This is a genomic window from Rhizobium sp. NLR8a (assembly GCF_019685235.1).
Taxonomy (GTDB): domain Bacteria; phylum Pseudomonadota; class Alphaproteobacteria; order Rhizobiales; family Rhizobiaceae; genus Rhizobium.
Genome location: NZ_JABDWI010000009.1, coordinates 228,239 through 247,396, shown reverse-complemented (window position 1 = coordinate 247,396; position 19,158 = coordinate 228,239). Strand labels below are relative to the sequence as shown.

Below are 19,158 nucleotides of genomic sequence, written 5' to 3'. Positions count from 1 at the left end.
CTGGTTGCTTCGATCAGGGCTCGTTGGACGTCATCGCGCCAAGCAGTTTCGGCAGGTCGCCGAAGCGCGCGACCAGACTGAAGACAATCGCTGCCGTCGCCACGAACAGGATCGTCACCGCCGCCATGGTCGGCGTGTAGCCGTAACGCAGCGAATTGAAGATCTTGATCGGCAGCGTTTCCAGCGTGAAACCGACCGTCATGTAGGCAACGATGTATTCGTTAAGCGACAGAACAAAGGCAAACGCGTAGCCCGATACGATGTACGGCGAGATCAGTGGCAGAACGACGGTTCGGAACACCGTGCGGTCGTCGCCTCCCAGGGTCGAGGCGGCCTCTACCAGCGAGCGGTCGATCGCCGAAAAGCCGAGCGAAATGGTCACCAGCGGCAGCGTGACGAAGAAGATGGCGTGGCCGATCATCGCCGTCCAGGGTTGCCCGTAGAATCCGGTCGTGGCCCAGAAAGTCAGCAGGCCGAGCGCCGTGATGACCGGTGGCAAGGTAAAGGGCGCCACGCCGAGCAACTGGAAGATATTGGCCCAGGGCGCGTAGCGGCGCCAGAGGAACCAGGCGAGCGGCAGGGCGATCAGCACTGCCAGCGCCGCCGACGAGAGCGCCAGCAGAAGCGACGCGATCAGCGCATTGCGCCATTCCATGTCGAGAAATATCTGACCGTACCAGCCGAGCGAGAAACCTTGCGGCGGGAAGGTGAGGCTCTGCCTTGCGTTGACCGAGACGCCGGCGACGACGATCAGCGGCAAAGCGAGAAACAGTCCGACAATCACGAAAAGAACGTTGCGGAGAATGGTCATTTGCTCGCCCCTCCGTGGCGGCCAACGAGCAAGGTGAGCGCTACAAGGGCCAGTGTGACCAACACCAGGAAAACCGCCATGGCAGCCGCGAAGGGCATATTCGATTGATAGATCGCCTGGTCGGTAATGTGCACGGAAAGCGTCCAGTGCTGCGGGCGGCCGAGCAGTTGCGGCAACAGATAGGATCCGAGCGCGAAAATGAAGACCATGATCAGCGTGGCGACGATCGTATCGCGCAGCGCTGGCACGACGACGGTGAAGAAGGCCTTGACCGGCGAAGCGCCGAGCGTGCGCGCGGCCTCCGAAAGCGTCGGATCAAGCCGCACCAGCGCGGGGTAGAGGACCAGGATCGTGTAGGGGAAGGCCTGATAGACCATGCCTGTGACAACGGCCCCGATGCTCGGCGTCAGGGCGACGGCCTGCTGCATGAGGCCGAGCCATACAAACAGGTTGGTGATGCCGGCCGTGCGCGAAAACAGCGTCGACCAGGCGAAACCGATGATGACCTCAGACAGGGACAGGATCGAAAGAAGTGCGACCAACCAGGCCACCTGGGTGCTCCGCTTCATGCGGATCAGCAGATATGTGAAAGGCAGGGCCAGAACGACACAGGTCGCGGCCACCGCGACCGCGAGGAGCAGGGAAAAGCTGAGCACTCCGCCGAAGAAGGCTGAGAGGAAGCGGACATAATTGTCGAAGACGAAATCCGGCGTGTAGAAGCCGCCCTGCTGGCGTTTGAAGAAGCTGACGGAAATCATCGTGCCGAAAGGCACGACGAAGAAGACGATCAGCATGATCGCCGGGAAGGCTAGCGGGGCATAGTCGCCAAGCGTCTGCGGGGCTTCGCGTCTCATTGCTCGAGCACCACACAGTCCCTGTCGGTGAGCGCAATGCCCACCGTCTGGCCCACCGCCACGTCAGGGCGCTCGCGCGGCGTCGAGACCGCAATGAACTGCTGACCGCCGACATTGACAAAGGTTTCGACGACGCCGCCGAGATCGCGCACAAAGGTGACCTCGCCCGTCAGCGCGCCGGCCTCGGGCGGGCCCAGGCGCACGTCTTCCGGCCGGATCGAGAGTGTGGCGCGCTCGATCCCTGCCGACAGCGACAGGGCCGCGACCGGCTGCCCCAATATGCTGACCGCGCCGCCCTCCCGCCTGGCCTCGACCAGGTTTGTCTGGCCAATGAAATCCGCGACGAAGCTGTCTGCCGGTCTACGATAAATCTCGGTCGGCGACGCTGCCTGGCGGATCTGACCGCCGTTCATGACCACAACCGTATCGGCCATGGTCATCGCCTCGCGCTGGTCATGCGTGACGGCGATCGTGGTGATGCCGAGCCTCTGATGAAGCTGGCGAAGCTCCACCTGCATGGCTTCGCGCAGCTTCGCATCAAGCGCCGACAGCGGCTCGTCGAGCAGAAAGAGTTTCGGAGAAATCGCCAGTGCCCTTGCGATTGCGACGCGCTGCCGCTGGCCACCGGAAAGTTTCGACACGGCGCGATCAGCGTAGCCCGGCAAATAGATCATCGCCAACAGCTCTTCGACGCGCTTCGCCTGTTCGTCTTTCGGACGGCCGCGAATGCGCAGTGGATAGGCGATATTCTCGCCAACCGTCAGGTGCGGGAACAGCGCCAGCGACTGGAACACCATGCCAAGCTCGCGCTGGTGCGTCGGCGTCCTGGTGATGTCTTTCCCGTTGAGCGTGATGCGGCCCGAGGTCGGCAGATCGAGACCTGCTATCATGCGCAGCAAGGTCGTCTTGCCGCAGCCGGAGGGGCCGAGCAGACAGACGAATGCCCCGTGCGGCACCGTCAGGTCGACATTGTCGACGGCGCGAATGACGCCGAAGTCCTTGACGATATTCTGAAGCGTGAGTCCCGACATATGCCTCTTCCCAACTGAAAGGCAGGCCTGCGAACGAGGCCTGCGAAAGCACGATTAGTCTCAGCTGGCGATCATTTCCGTCCACTTCTCATTCAGCCAGTCGGCCTTGGAGGTGTACATGTCGTAGTGCGGGATGATCGGTTCGATGTCGGAGGAAACCGCCGCAAATTCCTTCTCGTTCAGGTCGGTCGTTTCGCGCTTGACCGTTGGCGACGTGCCTACCTTGCGTGACAGCACGGCTTGGATGGACGGCTGGCACATATAGTCGATGAAGATATGGGCCTCTTCCGTCTTTTGCGACGCCTTCGACAGCGCCCACGAGCCTGCGTCCTGAATGCCGCCCTCTTTCGGGAAGGTCGAGCGAACGGGCTGGCCGTCCGCGGCGGCGAGGCCGGTCACGTCGTGGTAATATTGTCCCATCGGGATCTCACCCGACTTCAGCGCCTGCTCGAACTGCGCTTCGTCGCGATACCACAGGCGGACATTCGGCTTCAGCTCGGCCAGCTTGGCGAACACCTTGAGGATGTTCTCCTCAGTGTCGAGCGCCTGGGCGCCGCCGAAATAGGTCTTTGCCGTCACGTCGAGCAGGAAGGAGTTGGAGACGAGCGCCAGCAGGCCGAGCTTGTCGGCATTGGCCGGGTCCCAAAGCGCTGTCCAGCTGGCCGGCGCTTCCTTGTAAACATCGGTGTTGGTGACCAGGGTGATGAACCATGAGACCGCGCCGATGCCGGCGACGCGGCCATCCGGGTATTTGTTGATGAAGCGCTCGAGCAGGTTGCTGGAATTCTTGATCTTGGCGAGGTCGAGCGGAGCCCAGAGCTCTATGGCCTGACCCTTGCGCATCGCCACCTGCGACATCATCGAAACGTCAGCCGGCGCCTGACCTGCTTGGGCTGCCTGCTGCATCTGCACCAGCCAGGCCTCGCCGGTCGGCTCTGCGACGGATTCGACCGCGATGCCGGTCGCCTTGGTGAACTCCGGAAAGATGTTCTTGTCGAACGAGTTCTTGAAGTAGCCGCCATAAACACCGACCTTCAGCGACTTGGCTTGAGCGCGCAGCACATTGGGCATCGCCAACATGGCTACACCAGCACCTATGCCGACACCGAGCACGGTGCGGCGGTTCATTGTCAACTTCGTCATGATCTTTCTCCTCAACGATGCGGCACCGCCGCTACCCTCTTTCAGTTTATTCGAGGCCTTTGCAGCCTTCTTGTCATTCCGGGCCGCCTTGAGCTGCGGCCAAGGCCATCAGGCGGCGCGGCGGATTGCCGGGCTGAACGCCATCAGGCTCAATATCTCGAACAGCATCTGCGCGCCGGCATGGGCCGTGTTGGTGGTGGCGTCATACTGCGGCGCGACCTCGACGACATCGCCGCCGACCAGGTTCACGCCCTTGAAGCCGCGGACAAGCTCCAGCGCCTCGCGGGTGGTGAAGCCGCCAATCTCCGGCGTGCCCGTGCCCGGCGCGAAAGACGGATCGAGGCTGTCGATGTCGAAGGAAAGATAGGTCGGCCCGTCGCCGATGATGGCCTTGGCCTTTTCGATGATCGCAGGGATGCCCATCGCCGAGATCTCCTCGGCATGGATCACCGTCATGCCCGAGGCATAAGAAAACTCCCAGAGATATTCGGCCGAGCCACGAATGCCGATCTGAATCACGCGCGTCGGATCGAGCACACCGTCCAGCACCGCGTTGCGGAATGGGCCGCCATGGTGAAATTTGGTCAGATCGTAAGCACCGCCGGTGTCGCAATGGGCGTCAATATGAATCATGCCGACTGGCCGCTCCTTGCCGACGGCCCGCAGAATCGGATGGGTGATCGAGTGGTCGCCGCCTACCGAGAGTGGCAGCACGCCTGCCGCCACGATCTGCGCCACGCGTTTTTCGATATCCTCGTGCGACAATTCCAACCTGTACCGGCTCTGAAACGCCACGTCGCCAATGTCTGCCACGCGCAGTTCCTGAACCGGCGCGCAGCCCAGCACATGATTGTAGGGCCCGATCCGCTCTATGGCGCGCAGCGCCCGCGGCCCGAAGCGCGAGCCCGGGCGGTTCGTTACCCCCAGATCCATCGGCACGCCGAGGAGCGCCACCTGCAAGTCCCCGAAATCCGGGTTGTCGTTGTCGATCTGCATGAGCGGGGCGGAGAGGAATGTCGGAATGCCCGAATAGGGCGCAAGGCGGGTGCCGCTCTTGTTGAAGATCTTCTCGGCCACCCTGCGGAACTCAGGATCGTGCAACTCACCGCCGTGGCTGTCGCCATACCTGGTTCGGAGTTCGGAAAGCTTGGTTTCATTCCAGGACATGACGGCCATCCTAACGGTTACGATGCTGCGATCAGGGTAGCAGGTCGGTCCTCGGCTGCAGCTCTGCGGCAGGGGCCGATGGCTTCTTCCACTGATTGAACGGCAAGCTCACTGGAAAATCAATTGATATTAATATACGGTTTCATGCGAATTTTTCTCACAGGTTGTCGCCATGACCAGCCGTCTTCCGCCTCTCAACCCGCTACGCGCCTTCGAGGCCACTGCCCGCCATGGATCGGTTTCCGCCGCGGGCCGCGAATTGAATGTCACGCACGGTGCGATCAGCCATCAGATACGCACATTGGAGGAGTCGCTTGGCGTGCGCCTGTTCGAGCGCGGCGGCAAATGGCTGAAGCTGACAAGTCAGGGCGCGTTGTTGATGCCGGTCGTCTCCAATGCATTTTCGGATATCGCTGCAGCGAAGGCGGCGATGACCCGGCCCGCGACCGGCGGCACGCTGCGAGTGACTTGTGTTGCGGCAGTGCTGTCACTCTGGCTGATTCCGCGGCTACAGGAGTTCACCGATCAGTACCCCGACATCCTGCTTGACTTGCGCGCCTCGAACGACCCGAACAATCTGAGCTCCCCGAATGTCGACCTGTGCATTCTTTACGGCGGCGGCAACTGGCCCAATTATTGGTCGCGCCTCTGGAGCCGGATGGAGCTCTTCCCTGTCGTCAGCCCAGCCCTCATGAACCGGCGCCCGCTACGCTCCCTGCGCGATTTGCGTGACCATATGCTCCTGCACGCTGATCGCGGCAATGAGTGGAACACCTGGCTCACCGCGGCCGGGGTTGCGATGCCGGCACGCCAACACATGATGAGCGACGCGCGCCTGTCGATCGAGGCTGCCATACACGGTCATGGCATTGCGCTCGGCGATAACATCACCACCGCGCACATGATCGCGCGTGGCGAGCTGATCGCGCCGTTCGACCTTACGGTTCCGGCCAACGACGCGGTCTATGTGGCCTGCCGAACCGAAGCTCACGCAACGCCAATCGTCCGCGTCTTCATCGACTGGTTCTACACTTCGCTCGCCCGCAACTGAGCATGCCTTGGGGCTGAGCGCCAACTGTAACATCGCCACACCTTTTGCATACGACCGGGCCACAGCACCTGCCCGCTCCAAATATTGTCAAATGCCTGTTACCCCTCGCCGCCCAGGTTGCGGCGAAACCGGCAGGCATTATAGTCGGCCGCAAAATCTCGGAGGTGAGACATGCACGCTGCCCCTACCCCGCCGGTCACCCTCGTCATCTTCGGCGCCACCGGCGATCTGACGCGCCGGCTCCTGGTGCCGGCGATCATCAACCTGACGCGTCAGCGCCTCGTCGGCGAGGATCTCAATATCCTCGGCATCGGCATCGAAACGGGTGACGACGAATTCCTGCGCGGCCGGCTCGATGCCTTCCTCGAGCATCTGAACGGCGAGGAGCAGACGGTTAAGGACGAGGCCTGGGAGAGCCTGCGCCGGCGGATTTCCTATATGTCGGGCGACTTCACCAAGGAGGATGTTTTCCTCGAGATCGGCAAGCGGCTGGGGCCGAACGCCAATGCCGCCTTCTATCTGGCGGTGCCGCCATCCTTCTTCGGCACGATCATCGAGAAGCTTGGCGCTCATGGGCTGACCGATGAAAGCGAGGGCGTCTTCCGCCGCGTGGCCATCGAGAAGCCGTTCGGGACCGATCTCGCCTCTGCCCGGGCGCTCAATGCGCAGATCCTCGCGCAGATCGACGAAAGCCAAGTTTACCGGCTCGATCATTTCCTCGGCAAGGAGACGGTGCAGAACCTGATGACGGCGCGTTTCGCCAACATGATCATCGAGTCCCTATGGAACAGTCGCTATATCGACCATGTGCAGATCACCGCCGCCGAGATCGTCGATGTCGGCAGCCGCGGCAAATTCTACGATGCCACGGGGGCGCTGCGCGACATGGTGCCGAACCATCTGTTCCAGCTCTTGGCGATGATCGCCATGGAGCCGCCGAACAGCTTCGATGCCGAGGCGATCCGCAACGAGAAGAGCAAGGTGCTGAAGGCGCTGCGCATCTATACGCCCGAGGAGGCAAAGACGCATGGCGTGCGCGGCGCCTATGCGGCCGGCCCGCTCAACGGCGTCGAGCTTCCGGCCTATCGCGACAGCAAGGACGTCTCACCCGACAGCCGGACCGAGACTTTCGTGGCACTGAAGCTCTATGCCGATACCTGGCGGTGGGCGGGTGTGCCCTTCTACCTCAGAACCGGCAAGGCAATGACGGCGCGCGACACCGAGATCGTCATCACCTTCCAGCCGGTGCCCTTCGCGCAGTTTCGCGAGACCGAGGTCGATCGCCGCCTGCCGCCCAACCGGCTGGTGATCCAGGTGCAGCCGGACGAGGGCATGAGCATGGAAATCTCGATCAAATCGCCCGGGCTTTCCGTCGATACGACGCCAGTGTCGCTCGACTTCCGCTATGCCGACAAGTTCGATATCGGCAAGACCACCGGTTATGAATCGCTGCTCTACGATCTCTTCATCGGCGACCAGACGCTATTCCAGCGCGCCGACGGCATTGAGGCCGGCTGGGCGGCGGTGCAGCCTTTCCTCGACGTCTGGAGCAAGGACCCGAGCACGCCCGAAGCTTACGCGCCGGGTAGCATGGGACCGGCCTGCGCCGACGCGCTCATCGAGCGCGACGGACGCAAATGGCATGAACTCGGCGTCATCCTGCACCGCGACGGCAAGAACAGCAAATAGAGCCTGCCTGGATCATTGACCTTGGCTGCAGGCGGGGCTGACGGAGGCGCCGCTACTGCCACCTTGCGTGGCAAGCGCTCCGCGGTCCTTGCGGGGCGGACAGCGCGCCCAGTCGACGCGACCGCTCGGAGCGCCGTTATCGACACTGCCGGTTTCGATCGAGTCGAGCGGGATGACCAGCCCGGTCTGCGGCTCGGCGCCCGGCGCGGTGCCGAGCGGCGGCGTGCCGTCAAAGCGGCCGCTGGCATCCATGCCCATGTTCGATTGGGCAAGAACCGGGCCGGAGAGGCTGAGGAGAGCGATCGACGTTGCTGCAATGAACCTGCGCATGATGCTGTTCCTTCTGATGTCGGCAATGCGGCAGAAACAGCCATTCTACGCCCCTTGTTCCCTATCGGGCAGGCCCGGGCGATCAAAGTTTGGCGAGCAGATTAAAAACCTCCCCAAGCCTCAATCACGCCAGCGCGACAGCACCCTCTCGAGGCCTGTCGGATAGAGATCGAGGCCGGCATCACGCAGCATGTCGCGGCCGAACCAGCGTGCCGTCGCCGCCGTCTCGTCCAGCTCGGAATAGCGGATTTCGTCACGATCGTAGAGGGCATTGTCCGCCAACTCGATATCGGCGGCGAAGATGAATTCGTGGCCGATTGCGCCATGGTGTTCGAAGATGTTTTCGAGAAGATGCCAGGGGCCGACGATGCGGATATCCGTCTCGAGCTCCTCCCGGATTTCGCGGTGCAGGGCTTGTTCGCGTGTCTCGCCGAATTCGATCGAGCCGCCGAGCGGGCGAACGCCCTTGATGCGGCCGCTGTCATCTTCCACTTCTGCAGCGAGCAACCGGTTCTCTCGCCAGGCAAGGCCGATCACTTTCACCCTGATCTGCTGCGGCGGGCGCCAGACGGTCATGCGGCTCTCCTTCGGGCGCGGACGAATAGAAAAGCCTCGCAGCGAATACGGCGAGGCTCCTATGTTCGGCCATCGCTCAGACGAACTGGCTGAGCCCCGGAACGGAAGCGACGACTTCGTCGACGACCTCTTCGCCGGCATATTGCTTGGCAATCGCGATGGTTTCCTTGGCGAGCGAGGTGATCTCGCCCATGCCGAGGCCCTCGCCCATCAGCTGCTGACCGAGACCCATGATGCCGCCGCCGCCGAGCGAGCTCATCAACCCTCCAAGCAGGCCGCCGCCGCCGGCGCCTGCGCCATTGAACTGGGCGACGAGATCGGCCCCGCCAGGAATCGCCTCGATCATCCGCGCCACCGGACCGTCGGCGGCCTCGCGCTGCAGGAAGCCGAGCATCATGCCGAGCGCCTTCTCCGCCTGCTCGGGGGAAATACCCACGCGATCGGCGATTTCAGTCACAATTTCGTTCATCGTCAGCCTCCTGTTATTTTTTGACGTTAACGTCAACGTTATTCGAGAATCGATTGCAACTCAAGCCAGCGGTTTCGCTTCCCATGCAAACAGTTGTCCGCATCTGCCTGCCTGCTTATAACAGGGAAACGATGGTTCGATGAAGGCCGCGGACGCCGGACCTTCTCGACAAATGGCGGCAGCGCCGAAGGGAGCATTTGGGGATGATCGAGGACGGCAAGATTTTCATCGGCGCAAGCCGCAATCCCGACGACAGCATCAACAAGCCGGAATATCTTGACCTGAAATTCGGCAACCGCCACGGCCTCGTCACCGGCGCCACCGGCACCGGCAAGACGGTGACGCTGCAGGTGCTGGCGGAAGGCTTCTCCCGGGCCGGCGTGCCGGTCTTTGCGGCCGATATCAAGGGCGATCTTTCCGGCATCGGCGCCAGGGGAGAGCCGAAGGATTTCCTCACCAAGCGTGCCGAACAGATCGGTTTTGCCGATTATGAATTCGACCAGTTTCCGGTGATTTTCTGGGATCTGTTCGGGCTGAAGGGCCACCGGGTGCGCACCACCGTCGCCGAGATGGGCCCGCTGCTGCTCGCCCGGCTGATGGATGCCAGCGAGCCGCAGGAAGGCGTCATCAACATCGCCTTCAAGATCGCCGACCAGGCCGGGCTGCCGCTGCTCGATCTCAAGGATTTCACCTCACTGCTCAACTATATGGGCGAGAACGCCAGCGAGCTTTCCAGCCAGTACGGCCTGATCTCCAAAGCCTCGGTCGGCTCGATCCAGCGGGCGCTGCTGGTGCTCGAACAGCAGGGCGCGGAGCACTTCTTCGGCGAGCCGGCACTGAAGATTTCCGACATCATGCGCACCAGCAACAATGGCTACGGCCAGATCTCGGTGCTTGCCGCCGACAGACTGATGATGAATCCGCGGCTCTACGCCACCTTCCTGCTCTGGCTGCTGTCGGAGCTCTTCGAGGAACTGCCGGAGGTCGGCGATCCGGAAAAGCCGAGGCTCGTCTTCTTCTTCGACGAAGCGCATCTGCTCTTCAACGACGCGCCGAAGGTTCTCGTCGAACGCGTCGAGCAGGTGGTGCGGCTGATCCGCTCCAAAGGCGTCGGCGTCTATTTCGTGACGCAGAACCCGCTCGACGTGCCGGAAACAGTACTTGCCCAGCTCGGCAACCGCGTCCAGCATGCGCTGCGCGCCTATTCGCCGCGTGAGCAGAAGGCGGTGAAGACGGCCGCCGACACCTTCCGCCCGAACCCGGCCTTCGATTGCGCCACCGTCATCACCACTCTCGGCACCGGCGAGGCGCTGGTCTCGACACTGGAGGCCAAAGGCGCGCCGTCCATCGTCGAGCGGACGCTGATCCGCCCCCCGTCGGGCCGCGTCGGCCCACTGAGCGATGGCGAACGCCAGCAGGTCATGGACAAGAGCCCGGTTCTCGGCGTCTATGACGAGGACGTGGACCGGGAATCCGCCTTCGAAATGCTGACGGCGCGCGCCAAAAAGGCGGCGGAAGCCGAGGCCGCCAAGCGAGCGCAGGAAGAAGCGGCAGAGCAGCCGGGCACGACTTCCGGCTGGAGCCTGCCGGGCTTCGGCGATGACGACAACCGCCAGGGCCGCGGCCAATCGCGCGGCAGGTCTTCCGGCTACCAGCGCGAAACGGTGGTGGAAGCGGCAATGAAGAGCGTCGCCCGCACGGTCGCCACCCAGGTCGGCCGGGCATTGGTGCGGGGGATCCTAGGGAGCTTGAAGCGGTAGGCGTTTTGCGCGGCGGCGCGCTTGAGCCCCTCATCCGCCTGCCGACACCGACTGGGTCGAGCCACTGGTCTCGACCCGTCCTTCGGAAGCCGCAAACGGGGCGAAGGGACCATACCGCGACCTATCCATTCCCCACCAGTCTCTCGCAGGGCACGTCCCCTCTCCCCGTCAGAAACGGGAGAGGGTGAGGGGCATCGGCACGGTTTGCCGGAAAGAATGCAGAATCGCCGCTTTACCTTGAACCTTCGGCCTTTCTTTCCTAAATTGCCCGGCATCGACCATTTCAACAGGATGTGTGCCGCAATGGATCTCAACCCGATCGCAATGCCAGTTCGCCTTGCCAACGGGGAAATCCATATCCATGCCTGCCTCCATCACTCTCTCGCAAATCTCCTGGGCCACGCCTGACGGGCGGCCGCTTTTTTCCGATCTCGACCTCAGTTTCGGCAGGGACCGCAGCGGTCTCGTCGGACGCAACGGCGTCGGCAAAACGACGCTGCTGAAGCTCGTCTCCGGTCAGATCCAACCTCAGTCGGGGACGGTTTCAGTCAGTGGCAGTCTCGGCGTGCTGCGCCAGAGCGTCCAGGTCACGCCTAGCGAAACCATTGCCGATCTCTTCGGCGCGGCCGGGGCGCTCCCGCTTCTTCGGCGTGCCGAAGCCGGCGCGGCAACGGCCGACGAGCTTGCTTCGGCGGACTGGACGCTGGAGGCGCGGATCGCCGCCGCGCTCAACCGGACGGGGCTCGACGCGGAGCCGCAGACGCCGCTTGCCGTACTCTCTGGCGGGCAGCGCACACGCGCCGCTCTTGCCGCGCTTATCTTCAGCGAGCCGGACTTCCTGCTGCTCGACGAGCCGACAAACAATCTCGACCGCGAAGGCCGCGACGCGGTGATCACGCTGATTTCAGGCTGGCGGGCCGGCGCGGTCATCGTCAGCCATGATCGGGAATTGCTCGATAGCGTCGATCAGATTGTCGAGCTGACCTCGCTCGGCGCGACACGCTACGGCGGCAACTGGAGCCATTATCGCGAGCGCAAGGCGCTTGAGCTGGCCGCCGCCCGGCATGATCTTGCCGATGCCGAAAGACGCATGACGGAGGTGGCCAGGAAGGCACAGGCGAACGTCGAGCGTCAGGCACAGAGAGACAGCGCCGGGCGGAAGATGGCCGCCAAGGGCGGCATCCCGCGCATCATGCTCGGCGGCATGAAGGAGCGGAGCGAAACCACCGGCGGCGACAATGCCCGTCTTGCCGAACGACGGCGCGCCCAGGCCCTTGAAGAGGCCAAGGCGGCGCGCGAGAAGATCGAGATCCTCCAGCCGCTGCAGGTTAGCTTGCCGCCGACGGGGCTGCCGGCCAGCAAGATCGTGCTGAAGATCGACGGCGTGACGGCAGGTTACCGGCCTGATCAACCCATCATCGACGATCTCTCCTTCGACGTGACCGGACCGGAACGTATCGCCGTCACCGGGCCGAACGGCTCGGGCAAGACGACGCTGCTCGCGCTCATCACCGGCGAGCTGAATGCCTGGGCCGGCACGGTTGCGGTGATGACCGGTTTCGCGATGCTCGACCAGAAGATCGGCCTTCTCGATCCATCGGCCTCGATCCGCGACAATTTTCGCCGGATCAATCCGCAAGCCGATGAAAACACCTGCCGGGCCGCGCTCGCCCGCTTCATGTTCAGAGCGGATGCGGCATTGCAGACGGTTTCGACCCTCAGCGGCGGCCAATTGCTGCGGGCCGGTCTTGCCTGCACGCTCGGCGCCGCACCGCCGCCGCTGCTGATCCTGGACGAGCCGACCAACCATCTCGATATCGACTCGATATCTGCCGTCGAGGCGGGGCTCAGCGCCTATGACGGGGCGCTGATCGTCGTCAGCCACGACGAGACGTTTCTCGAAACCATCGGCATAACGCGGCGGCTGGAATTGCCGGGCCCGCGATGCGGGTAGGTGATTTCAGCGGGCAGCAGTGCTCTCCGCCAGCGGCACCTTCCATTCCCTACCCCCGCTTATTGAGAGCGCGGCCTCCTCCAACCTCCCTTGCCTCCTTTTGTCGGCAATGGTATTTCCATCCTGCAACCCTTTCGAGAAAGGAGGATCACGCTATGCAGTATTATTTCCGGCATCATCGCCAGCGTGGTCCAGTCAACGCCCTGCAAATGCGTTTGCAGGGCTGACCAGAGACGCTTTCACTCTCTTCCTGGTCTGCCCTTCGTGGCCGATGCGCCGCCGTCGGATGACTGCGCGCATTCCTCTCATTCCCGGGCCCGCAAGACGCAATCCGTGATGGCCTGACGCCACCGATTGCGCCCGCCCCCGGCCAGGACCAGAGAACGAACATGACCCTCATCAATATCCGCAATCTCGGCGTGACGCTCGCCAATCGGCTATTTTCCAACCTCAATCTCGTCGTCAATGCAGGCGACCGCATCGGTCTCGTCGCCGCCAACGGCCGCGGGAAATCCACCCTGCTTGCCTGCATCAACGGCGCGTTGGAGCCGAGCGCGGGCGAGATCACCAAGGCGCGTGGGCTGACGATCGGCCATGTCGCGCAGAATGTGCCGACCGCCCTTTTCGACACGCCGTTCCATGATGCGGTGCTGCAGGCGCTGCCGGCCGATCAGGCCGAAAGCGAGAGCTGGCGCGTCGATGTCGTGCTGGAATCGCTGGAGGTGCCGGAAGTCATGCGCAGCCGGCCGCTGAAGCAATTGAGCGGCGGCTGGCAGCGGCTGGCGATGCTTGCGCGCAGCTGGGTCAGCGAGCCCGACGTGCTGCTGCTCGACGAACCGACCAACCATCTCGACCTCGAAAAGATCGCGCAGCTGGAAAGCTGGCTGAATGCGCTGCCGCGCGAGGTGCCGGTCATCCTCTCCAGCCACGACCGCGCCTTCCTCGATGCGACGACGAACAGGACGCTGTTCCTGCGGCCGGAGCAATCGCCGGTCTTCGCGCTCCCCTATAGCAGAGCACGCGCCGCCCTCGACGAGATCGACGCTTCCGAGGCGCGGCGTTACGAGCGCGACATGAAGGCGGCCGAGCAATTACGCAAGCAGGCGGCCAAGCTCAACAATATTGGCATCAATTCCGGCAGCGACCTGCTGGTCGTCAAGACGAAGCAGCTGAAGCAGCGGGCGGAGAAGCTGGAGGACGCGGCAAAACCGGCCCATCTCGAGCGCTCGGCCGGCGCCATCCGGCTTTCCAACCGCGGCACGCATGCCAAGGTGCTGATGACGTTCGACGACGCGGCGGTGACGACGCCGGACGGGACGCTGCTGTTCAAGACCGGCCGCCAATTCATCTGCCAGGGAGACCGCATCGTGCTCCTCGGCCTCAACGGCGCCGGCAAATCACGGCTGGTGTCGATGCTGAAACAAGCGATCGACAGACCCGAGGCCGGGCAGAATGGAATCAAGGCGACGCCGTCGCTGGTTCTCGGCTATGGCGATCAGGCGCTGGCCGATCTTGCCGACAAGGATACGCCGATCGGCACGATCATCCGCCGCTTCGATGTCGGCGACCAGCGGGCGCGGGCACTGCTCGCCGGAGCCGGCATGACGATCGACATGCAGTCAAAGCCGATCGGCCAGCTTTCCGGCGGCCAGAAGGCGCGGCTCGGCATGCTGGTGCTCAGGCTGACGGAGCCGAATTTCTATCTGCTCGACGAGCCCACCAACCATCTCGATATCGAGGGACAGGAAGCGCTGGAAAACGAGCTGATGGCGCATGAAGCGAGTTGTCTGCTGGTCTCGCACGACCGCAGCTTCGTGCGGGCGGTTGGAAACCGCTTCTGGTTGATCGAGAAGAAGCGGCTGGTGGAGGTGGAGAGCCCGGAGGGGTTTTTTGCTTCTGTGGCAGTGTGACAAGCTTTTGAGGTCTGGCGTCCGTAGCCCAAAGCGTTTCAGGCGCAAGCCCCTCAGCCTAGCCTCTCTCCGTTCTGACGGGGAGAGGGGACGTGCCATAAGAGAGGTCGCGTGAAACGGAGAGCTTGCGGCATGTCCCTTCTCCCCGTCAGAACGGGGAGAAGGTGGCGGCAGCCGGATGAGGGGCACGCCGTCCGGCACAGCAGCTACCGCTTCGGCGCCACCAGGCAGAAGAAGGCGCCTTGGGGATCGGTGGCCTGGATGATCCAGCTGCCGCCGGGGACTTCCATCGGGCCGTTGACGACCTTGCCGCCGCCCGATGTGACGCGTTCGATCGCCGCGTCGATGGCGGGAACGATGAAATAGTAGCTCCAGCAGGGCATGGGCACGCTGTCGGGCTTGGTCATCATCCCACCGATCTGCCTGCCATCATGCGAGAAGAGGTAGTAGACGCCCATTGGCCCCATATCCATCTCGCTGTCCTTCGTCCAGCCGAACAGATTGGAATAGAAGGCCAGCGCGTCTTTGCCGTTGCCGGCGTAGAGCTCGTGCCAGCCGATGTTGCCGGGTGCGTCGGGGGCGAGTTCCGGCCACTCCTGTTCCATCGGCGCCGGCGTCATGATGCAAATGACGGCGCCATGCGGGTCGGCGACGACGGCGAAACGGCCTACGCTCGGGATGTCCTGGGGCGGCCGGCGCACCGCCCCGCCATTGGCGGCGAAATCCCTTGCCGTCTGGTCGACATCGTCGACGCCGACATAACCCGTCCAGTTCGGCGGGATGCCCTGACCTTCAAGCTCGGCCGGAAACTCCATCAGGCCGGCGACGCCGATGCCGTTCGCCTCGAAGATCGTATAGGTCGGCATGCCCTCCACCTGCATGTCCGAGGTGGTCCAGCCGACGACGGAACTGTAGAATTTCGCGGCGGCTGCGGTGTCTGATGTCATCAGCTCACACCAGATGAACTTTCCATGCGTCTTGGACATCACGTTCTCCCTCTTGTGACGCCACCCTTTCGCTGGGGGCGCCGTGATTGTCAGATTCTGCGGATGTAATGTGCTTCCATGAACTGCTTCCACGAACCGTCCTCCTGCTTGGCGCTGGAGGTGAAAGTGCGGTGATTGTCGTCGATGAAGGTGATCCGCTCGCGGTAATCGGCAAGGCCATCGCCGCTGAAGTCTGGTCCTGTCGTATAGAGGTCGAGAACATTGCCGGAGGCGTCGACCTCGCCCTCATAGACCCACATATAGTCCATCATGCTGCCGATCCAGCTGCCGACATATCTGCCCTTCTCGGCGTTGTAGCCGAGCGTCAGGATCGTGGTGGCCCGCTTGCCATTCGGCATGAGGCCGGTTCCTTCGGCGACGAACCAGATGCCGTGCAGCGAACGCACGGTCTCCGTCCAGTCGTTGCCGTCGGACATCTCGGGTGCGGTGACGCTCCAGTCGCCGACCAGTCTTTCCAAAAAAGAATGCTCCTTCAGCACTTCGGCCGTTTTCATCATCGCTTCTCCCTTCGGGTGACGATATTCCAAATGTTTGATGGCTCAGTGACAGCAGGACGAGGTCTTCGGAGCATCCTCATATTCGTCGTGGCGGCGCACGAAATTCATCGTGCTTTCCTCGTTGCGGCCCTTCGGCGCGCGGTCGAGGATCATCAGGGTGCCGATCAGTTCTTCCGGCCCGCGGGCATAGCTCGAATAGGTATGAAAGACCTCGCCCTTGTCGTTGCGGTAGAAGGCGCTGAGGCCGGGCAGCTCGTCATGAGCCTCAGCCGGCTCGATAGCAGTGAAATTGTAGAAGACTTTGTCTTTGGCAAGGTCCTCCGGACTGAAAGAGACGTGATAATCGAAATTGAAATCGCTGCCGAAGGATGAGACCCAGGGGAATTTCCAGCCCATGCGCTTTTTATAGGCGGCGATCTTCTCGAGCGGGGCACGGGAAACAGCGACCCAGGTGACGTCGTGATGGTTGAGATGCGGCAGAGCGCCATCGACGTGATCCGACAGGAAGGAGCAGCCGGGGCAGCCGGCCTGCCAGCCGGGACCGAGCATGAAATGATAGATCAAAAGCTGGCTGCGGCCATCGAAGAGATCGGCGAGCGACTTCTTTCCCTCGGGTGTTTCGAAGACGTAATCCTTGTCAACCTTCACCCAGGGAAGTGCCATGCGGGCGGCGTTGATGCTGTCGCGCAGCTTCGTCGCCTCCTTCTCCTTCAGCAGCAGGGCGCGGCGGGCCTCCAGCCATTCCTCGCGGGAAACTACTTCGTTCTGCATGAACTGCGCCCTCCTCCGGCGCCCGCCGGTGAAGCCGGCTCATCTCCTTCTCCTTGACTAATTGCATTGATATCAATAGAAATTGAGCATGTCAAATTCGATCGAGATCCCGTTTTCGACGACGCTGCTGGTGCGCGACACCTGCCTCTGCCTGCATGTGCAGCGGGCGGCACGCGCGCTTGCCCGGTTGTTCGATGATGCGTTGCGGCCGGCCGGCCTCACCAACGGACAGTTTTCCCTGATGATGTCGCTGAACCGGCCGGAACCGCCCCCGATGGGGCCGGTCGCCGCCCTGCTCGCCATGGACCAGACGACGCTGACGGCGGCGCTGAAGCCCTTACAGCGCAGGGGCTGGGTGACGGTGGCGGAGAACCCGAAGGACAGGCGCGGCCGGCTGCTCAGCCTTACTGCGGAAGGCAAGGCGGTGCTGGCAACGGCGTTGCCGATCTGGGAAAGCACGCATGCGGCCCTCGACGACGGATTGCCGGGCGGCGGCGTTGGGCGGCTGCGGCAGGATCTGCAGGCGCTGTCCGGGGCGACGGTGGAAGCGCCGAAACCGGCTGAGGGGTCGCGCCGGCCGCGTCAAAGTGGACGGGCGACGGGCGATTAGAGTGACCTGCCCCTCATCCCGGCTGCCGGCACCTTCTCCCCGTTGTGACGGCGAGAAGGGATATGCCGCAAGCTCTCCGTTCCACGCCGATCTTCGCAGGGCACTCCCCTCTCCCCGTCAGAATGGGGAGAGGGTTGCAGTGAGGGGCAAATCGCAGGTCGCTGCGATCAGGCGACGGTGACCGGTACTTCGGTCGAGGTGCGCATGGCGTGGCTGTAGGGGCAGACGATGTGGGCCGCGGCGGCGAGCTTTTCGGCGGTCTCGCGGTCGAGGCCCGGGATATTGACCGTCAGCGCCACTTCGATGCCGAAGCCGGTGCCGTCTTCGCGCGGGCCGATGCCGACCTTGGCGGAGACGGTCGTGTCCTCGGGAATCTTGACCTTCTGCTGGCCTGCAACAAATTTCAAGGCACCGAGGAAGCAGGCGGAATAGCCGGCGGCAAAGAGCTGTTCGGGATTGGTGCCGGTCGCGCCGTCGCCGCCGAGTTCCTTTGGAACGGTCAGCGTCACGTCCAGAACGCCGTTTTCGGATACGGCGCGGCCGGCGCGGCCGCCGGTGGCAGAGGCTTTGGTCGTATAGAGAATAGGCATGACGATCTCCTTTGGTTGGCCCTTCGATCGGGTTGGAGTTTTACTATAGCGCAATTAAATTGTACGCAAGTGAATTTTGCAAATTGCATTTCGCAAGTGGAAAGAGGACAATCGCAGCCTCGGGGATGACGGATATGAAAGCGCAAACGGCAAAGACCATGGAGATACCTGAGGAGGAGAAGCGGCTGGAAAAGCAGCTGTGCTTTGCGGTTTACGCGACGGCGCATGCTTTTACCCGCGCCTATAAACCGATCCTGGACAGGGTCGGCCTCACCTATCCGCAATATCTGGTGATGCTGGTGCTGTGGGAACGCAGCGCCCTACCGGTGAAGACGATCGGCGAGCAGTTGGACCTCGATTCCGGCACGCTGTCGCCGCTGTTGAAACGGCTGGAACAGAGCGGGCTGATCAAGCGCATCCGCGATCTGCGCGACGAGCGGCAGGTGATCGTGTCGCTGACGCCGAAGGGCGAAGCGATGAAGGGAGAGGTCGATACGATCATGACGGCGATCGGGAAAGCCGCCGGCTGCACGATCGAGGAAATGGCCGAGATGCGCGACATGCTGCATCGGCTGCGGGCCAATCTCGGCCGGGCCGGCGACGGCTGAAAGCCCCTGCCCCGCGCCGGTGTGACGTCTGCGGCGGGATCAGGACCGCCGGGTGGCGGTCTTCGCCGTCGAGCGGCGCTTTTTTGCAGGCGCGGGTGCGGCATCCGCGTCTTCGGCGGCCTGCTGCAGACGAAGCGCCCTCAGCTTCTCCGTCTTCTTGTCACGGGCCGATGCCTCGGCCGCAATAATGGCGCGCGCCGTGTGATCGGTCGCTTCGGCCTTGTCGCGAGACGAAAGCTTGGCGGGATTGAAGAATTCTCCCTTGGTGGCGGTCATGTGCCCCCTTTCTCAGGTGATGGCGGCGTTTGATCCTTGCATTTCGGATGCCAA

Annotated in this window: 21 protein-coding genes; 7 read left to right on the top strand and 14 right to left on the bottom strand. The window is 62.9% G+C overall.

All coding sequences use genetic code 11. The features are described from left to right. Positions 1-13: 13 nt before the first annotated feature. From HJC04_RS19080 to speB, 5 genes are all read right to left on the bottom strand, one after another. A complete protein-coding gene (locus HJC04_RS19080) occupies positions 14-811 on the bottom strand; it encodes an ABC transporter permease (protein WP_210628656.1) in 798 nt (265 codons plus the stop codon). Continuing rightward, positions 808-1,665, bottom strand: coding sequence for an ABC transporter permease (locus HJC04_RS19075; protein WP_221146843.1), 858 nt, complete (start codon positions 1,663-1,665; stop codon positions 808-810). The genes HJC04_RS19080 and HJC04_RS19075 overlap by 4 nt, the downstream gene beginning before the upstream one ends. After that, positions 1,662-2,696 (bottom strand): ABC transporter ATP-binding protein, encoded by a 1,035-nt coding sequence (locus HJC04_RS19070; RefSeq protein WP_221146842.1) that lies wholly within the window; start codon positions 2,694-2,696, stop codon positions 1,662-1,664. The genes HJC04_RS19075 and HJC04_RS19070 overlap by 4 nt, the downstream gene beginning before the upstream one ends. A 60-nt stretch (positions 2,697-2,756) precedes the next feature. Beyond that, positions 2,757-3,839 carry a PotD/PotF family extracellular solute-binding protein gene (locus tag HJC04_RS19065; RefSeq protein ID WP_210628659.1) on the bottom strand — a complete coding sequence of 361 codons (1,083 nt, stop codon included), beginning with the start codon at positions 3,837-3,839 and terminating at the stop codon, positions 2,757-2,759. 108 nt (positions 3,840-3,947) lie between these two features. Further along, positions 3,948-5,006, bottom strand: a complete 1,059-nt coding sequence (gene speB, locus HJC04_RS19060; RefSeq protein WP_221146841.1) for an agmatinase — start codon at positions 5,004-5,006, stop codon at positions 3,948-3,950. Between the two features lie 172 nt (positions 5,007-5,178). Between speB and HJC04_RS19055 the strand changes: the two genes are divergently transcribed. Continuing rightward, positions 5,179-6,057, top strand: coding sequence for a LysR substrate-binding domain-containing protein (locus HJC04_RS19055; RefSeq protein WP_221146840.1), 879 nt, complete (start codon positions 5,179-5,181; stop codon positions 6,055-6,057). A 171-nt stretch (positions 6,058-6,228) separates the two neighbouring features. Then, positions 6,229-7,746 (top strand): glucose-6-phosphate dehydrogenase, encoded by a 1,518-nt coding sequence (zwf, locus tag HJC04_RS19050; RefSeq protein WP_210628662.1) that lies wholly within the window; start codon positions 6,229-6,231, stop codon positions 7,744-7,746. 12 nt (positions 7,747-7,758) lie between these two features. Here the strand turns inward: zwf and HJC04_RS19045 are convergent, their stop codons facing one another. The 3 genes from HJC04_RS19045 to HJC04_RS19035 all read right to left on the bottom strand — a co-directional run bounded on the left by HJC04_RS19045 (position 7,759) and on the right by HJC04_RS19035 (position 9,121). Further along, positions 7,759-8,076 carry a hypothetical protein gene (locus tag HJC04_RS19045; RefSeq protein ID WP_221146839.1) on the bottom strand — a complete coding sequence of 106 codons (318 nt, stop codon included), beginning with the start codon at positions 8,074-8,076 and terminating at the stop codon, positions 7,759-7,761. A gap of 120 nt (positions 8,077-8,196) precedes the next feature. Further along, positions 8,197-8,652 carry an NUDIX hydrolase gene (locus HJC04_RS19040; protein ID WP_221146838.1) on the bottom strand — a complete coding sequence of 152 codons (456 nt, stop codon included), beginning with the start codon at positions 8,650-8,652 and terminating at the stop codon, positions 8,197-8,199. A 76-nt stretch (positions 8,653-8,728) separates the two neighbouring features. Further along, positions 8,729-9,121: a DUF937 domain-containing protein gene (locus tag HJC04_RS19035; RefSeq protein ID WP_064801188.1), complete on the bottom strand. Its 393-nt coding sequence runs from the start codon at positions 9,119-9,121 to the stop codon at positions 8,729-8,731. 203 nt (positions 9,122-9,324) lie between these two features. On the opposite strand from HJC04_RS19035, the gene HJC04_RS19030 reads away from it, so the two are divergent. Further along, positions 9,325-10,881: a helicase HerA-like C-terminal domain-containing protein gene (locus HJC04_RS19030; RefSeq protein WP_210628666.1), complete on the top strand. Its 1,557-nt coding sequence runs from the start codon at positions 9,325-9,327 to the stop codon at positions 10,879-10,881. A gap of 168 nt (positions 10,882-11,049) precedes the next feature. On the opposite strand, the gene HJC04_RS19025 is transcribed toward HJC04_RS19030, so the two are convergent. Further along, complete coding sequence (locus HJC04_RS19025; protein WP_210628667.1) at positions 11,050-11,244, bottom strand: hypothetical protein; 195 nt, start codon at positions 11,242-11,244, stop codon at positions 11,050-11,052. Between HJC04_RS19025 and HJC04_RS19020 the strand changes: the two genes are divergently transcribed. Together HJC04_RS19020 and HJC04_RS19015 are read left to right on the top strand one after the other, a co-directional pair. Then, complete coding sequence (locus tag HJC04_RS19020; protein WP_221146837.1) at positions 11,243-12,835, top strand: ABC-F family ATP-binding cassette domain-containing protein; 1,593 nt, start codon at positions 11,243-11,245, stop codon at positions 12,833-12,835. The genes HJC04_RS19025 and HJC04_RS19020 overlap by 2 nt on opposite strands. A 389-nt stretch (positions 12,836-13,224) precedes the next feature. Continuing rightward, complete coding sequence (locus HJC04_RS19015) at positions 13,225-14,745, top strand: ABC-F family ATP-binding cassette domain-containing protein (RefSeq protein WP_221146836.1); 1,521 nt, start codon at positions 13,225-13,227, stop codon at positions 14,743-14,745. 206 nt (positions 14,746-14,951) lie between these two features. On the opposite strand, the gene HJC04_RS19010 is transcribed toward HJC04_RS19015, so the two are convergent. The 3 genes from HJC04_RS19010 to HJC04_RS19000 are packed head-to-tail and all read right to left on the bottom strand — an operon-like array spanning position 14,952 to position 17,020. After that, a complete protein-coding gene (locus HJC04_RS19010) occupies positions 14,952-15,731 on the bottom strand; it encodes a VOC family protein (RefSeq protein WP_210628670.1) in 780 nt (259 codons plus the stop codon). Between the two features lie 50 nt (positions 15,732-15,781). Continuing rightward, a complete protein-coding gene (locus tag HJC04_RS19005; RefSeq protein ID WP_210628671.1) occupies positions 15,782-16,249 on the bottom strand; it encodes a DUF1579 domain-containing protein in 468 nt (155 codons plus the stop codon). A gap of 42 nt (positions 16,250-16,291) precedes the next feature. After that, positions 16,292-17,020, bottom strand: coding sequence for a thioredoxin family protein (locus HJC04_RS19000; protein WP_210628672.1), 729 nt, complete (start codon positions 17,018-17,020; stop codon positions 16,292-16,294). A gap of 88 nt (positions 17,021-17,108) precedes the next feature. Here HJC04_RS19000 and HJC04_RS18995 point away from each other — a divergent pair, with 88 nt between their 5' ends. Continuing rightward, on the top strand, positions 17,109-17,630 hold the full coding sequence (locus HJC04_RS18995) for a MarR family winged helix-turn-helix transcriptional regulator (RefSeq protein ID WP_210628673.1): 522 nt from the start codon (positions 17,109-17,111) through the stop codon (positions 17,628-17,630). A 167-nt stretch (positions 17,631-17,797) separates the two neighbouring features. Here the strand turns inward: HJC04_RS18995 and HJC04_RS18990 are convergent, their stop codons facing one another. Further along, positions 17,798-18,220, bottom strand: a complete 423-nt coding sequence (locus HJC04_RS18990) for an organic hydroperoxide resistance protein (protein ID WP_003580247.1) — start codon at positions 18,218-18,220, stop codon at positions 17,798-17,800. A 125-nt stretch (positions 18,221-18,345) separates the two neighbouring features. Between HJC04_RS18990 and HJC04_RS18985 the strand changes: the two genes are divergently transcribed. Further along, positions 18,346-18,828, top strand: a complete 483-nt coding sequence (locus HJC04_RS18985) for a MarR family winged helix-turn-helix transcriptional regulator (RefSeq protein ID WP_221146835.1) — start codon at positions 18,346-18,348, stop codon at positions 18,826-18,828. A gap of 39 nt (positions 18,829-18,867) precedes the next feature. Here HJC04_RS18985 and HJC04_RS18980 read toward each other — a convergent pair whose 3' ends face one another. After that, a complete protein-coding gene (locus tag HJC04_RS18980; protein ID WP_210628675.1) occupies positions 18,868-19,104 on the bottom strand; it encodes a hypothetical protein in 237 nt (78 codons plus the stop codon). Between the last annotated feature and the right edge of the window lie 54 nt (positions 19,105-19,158).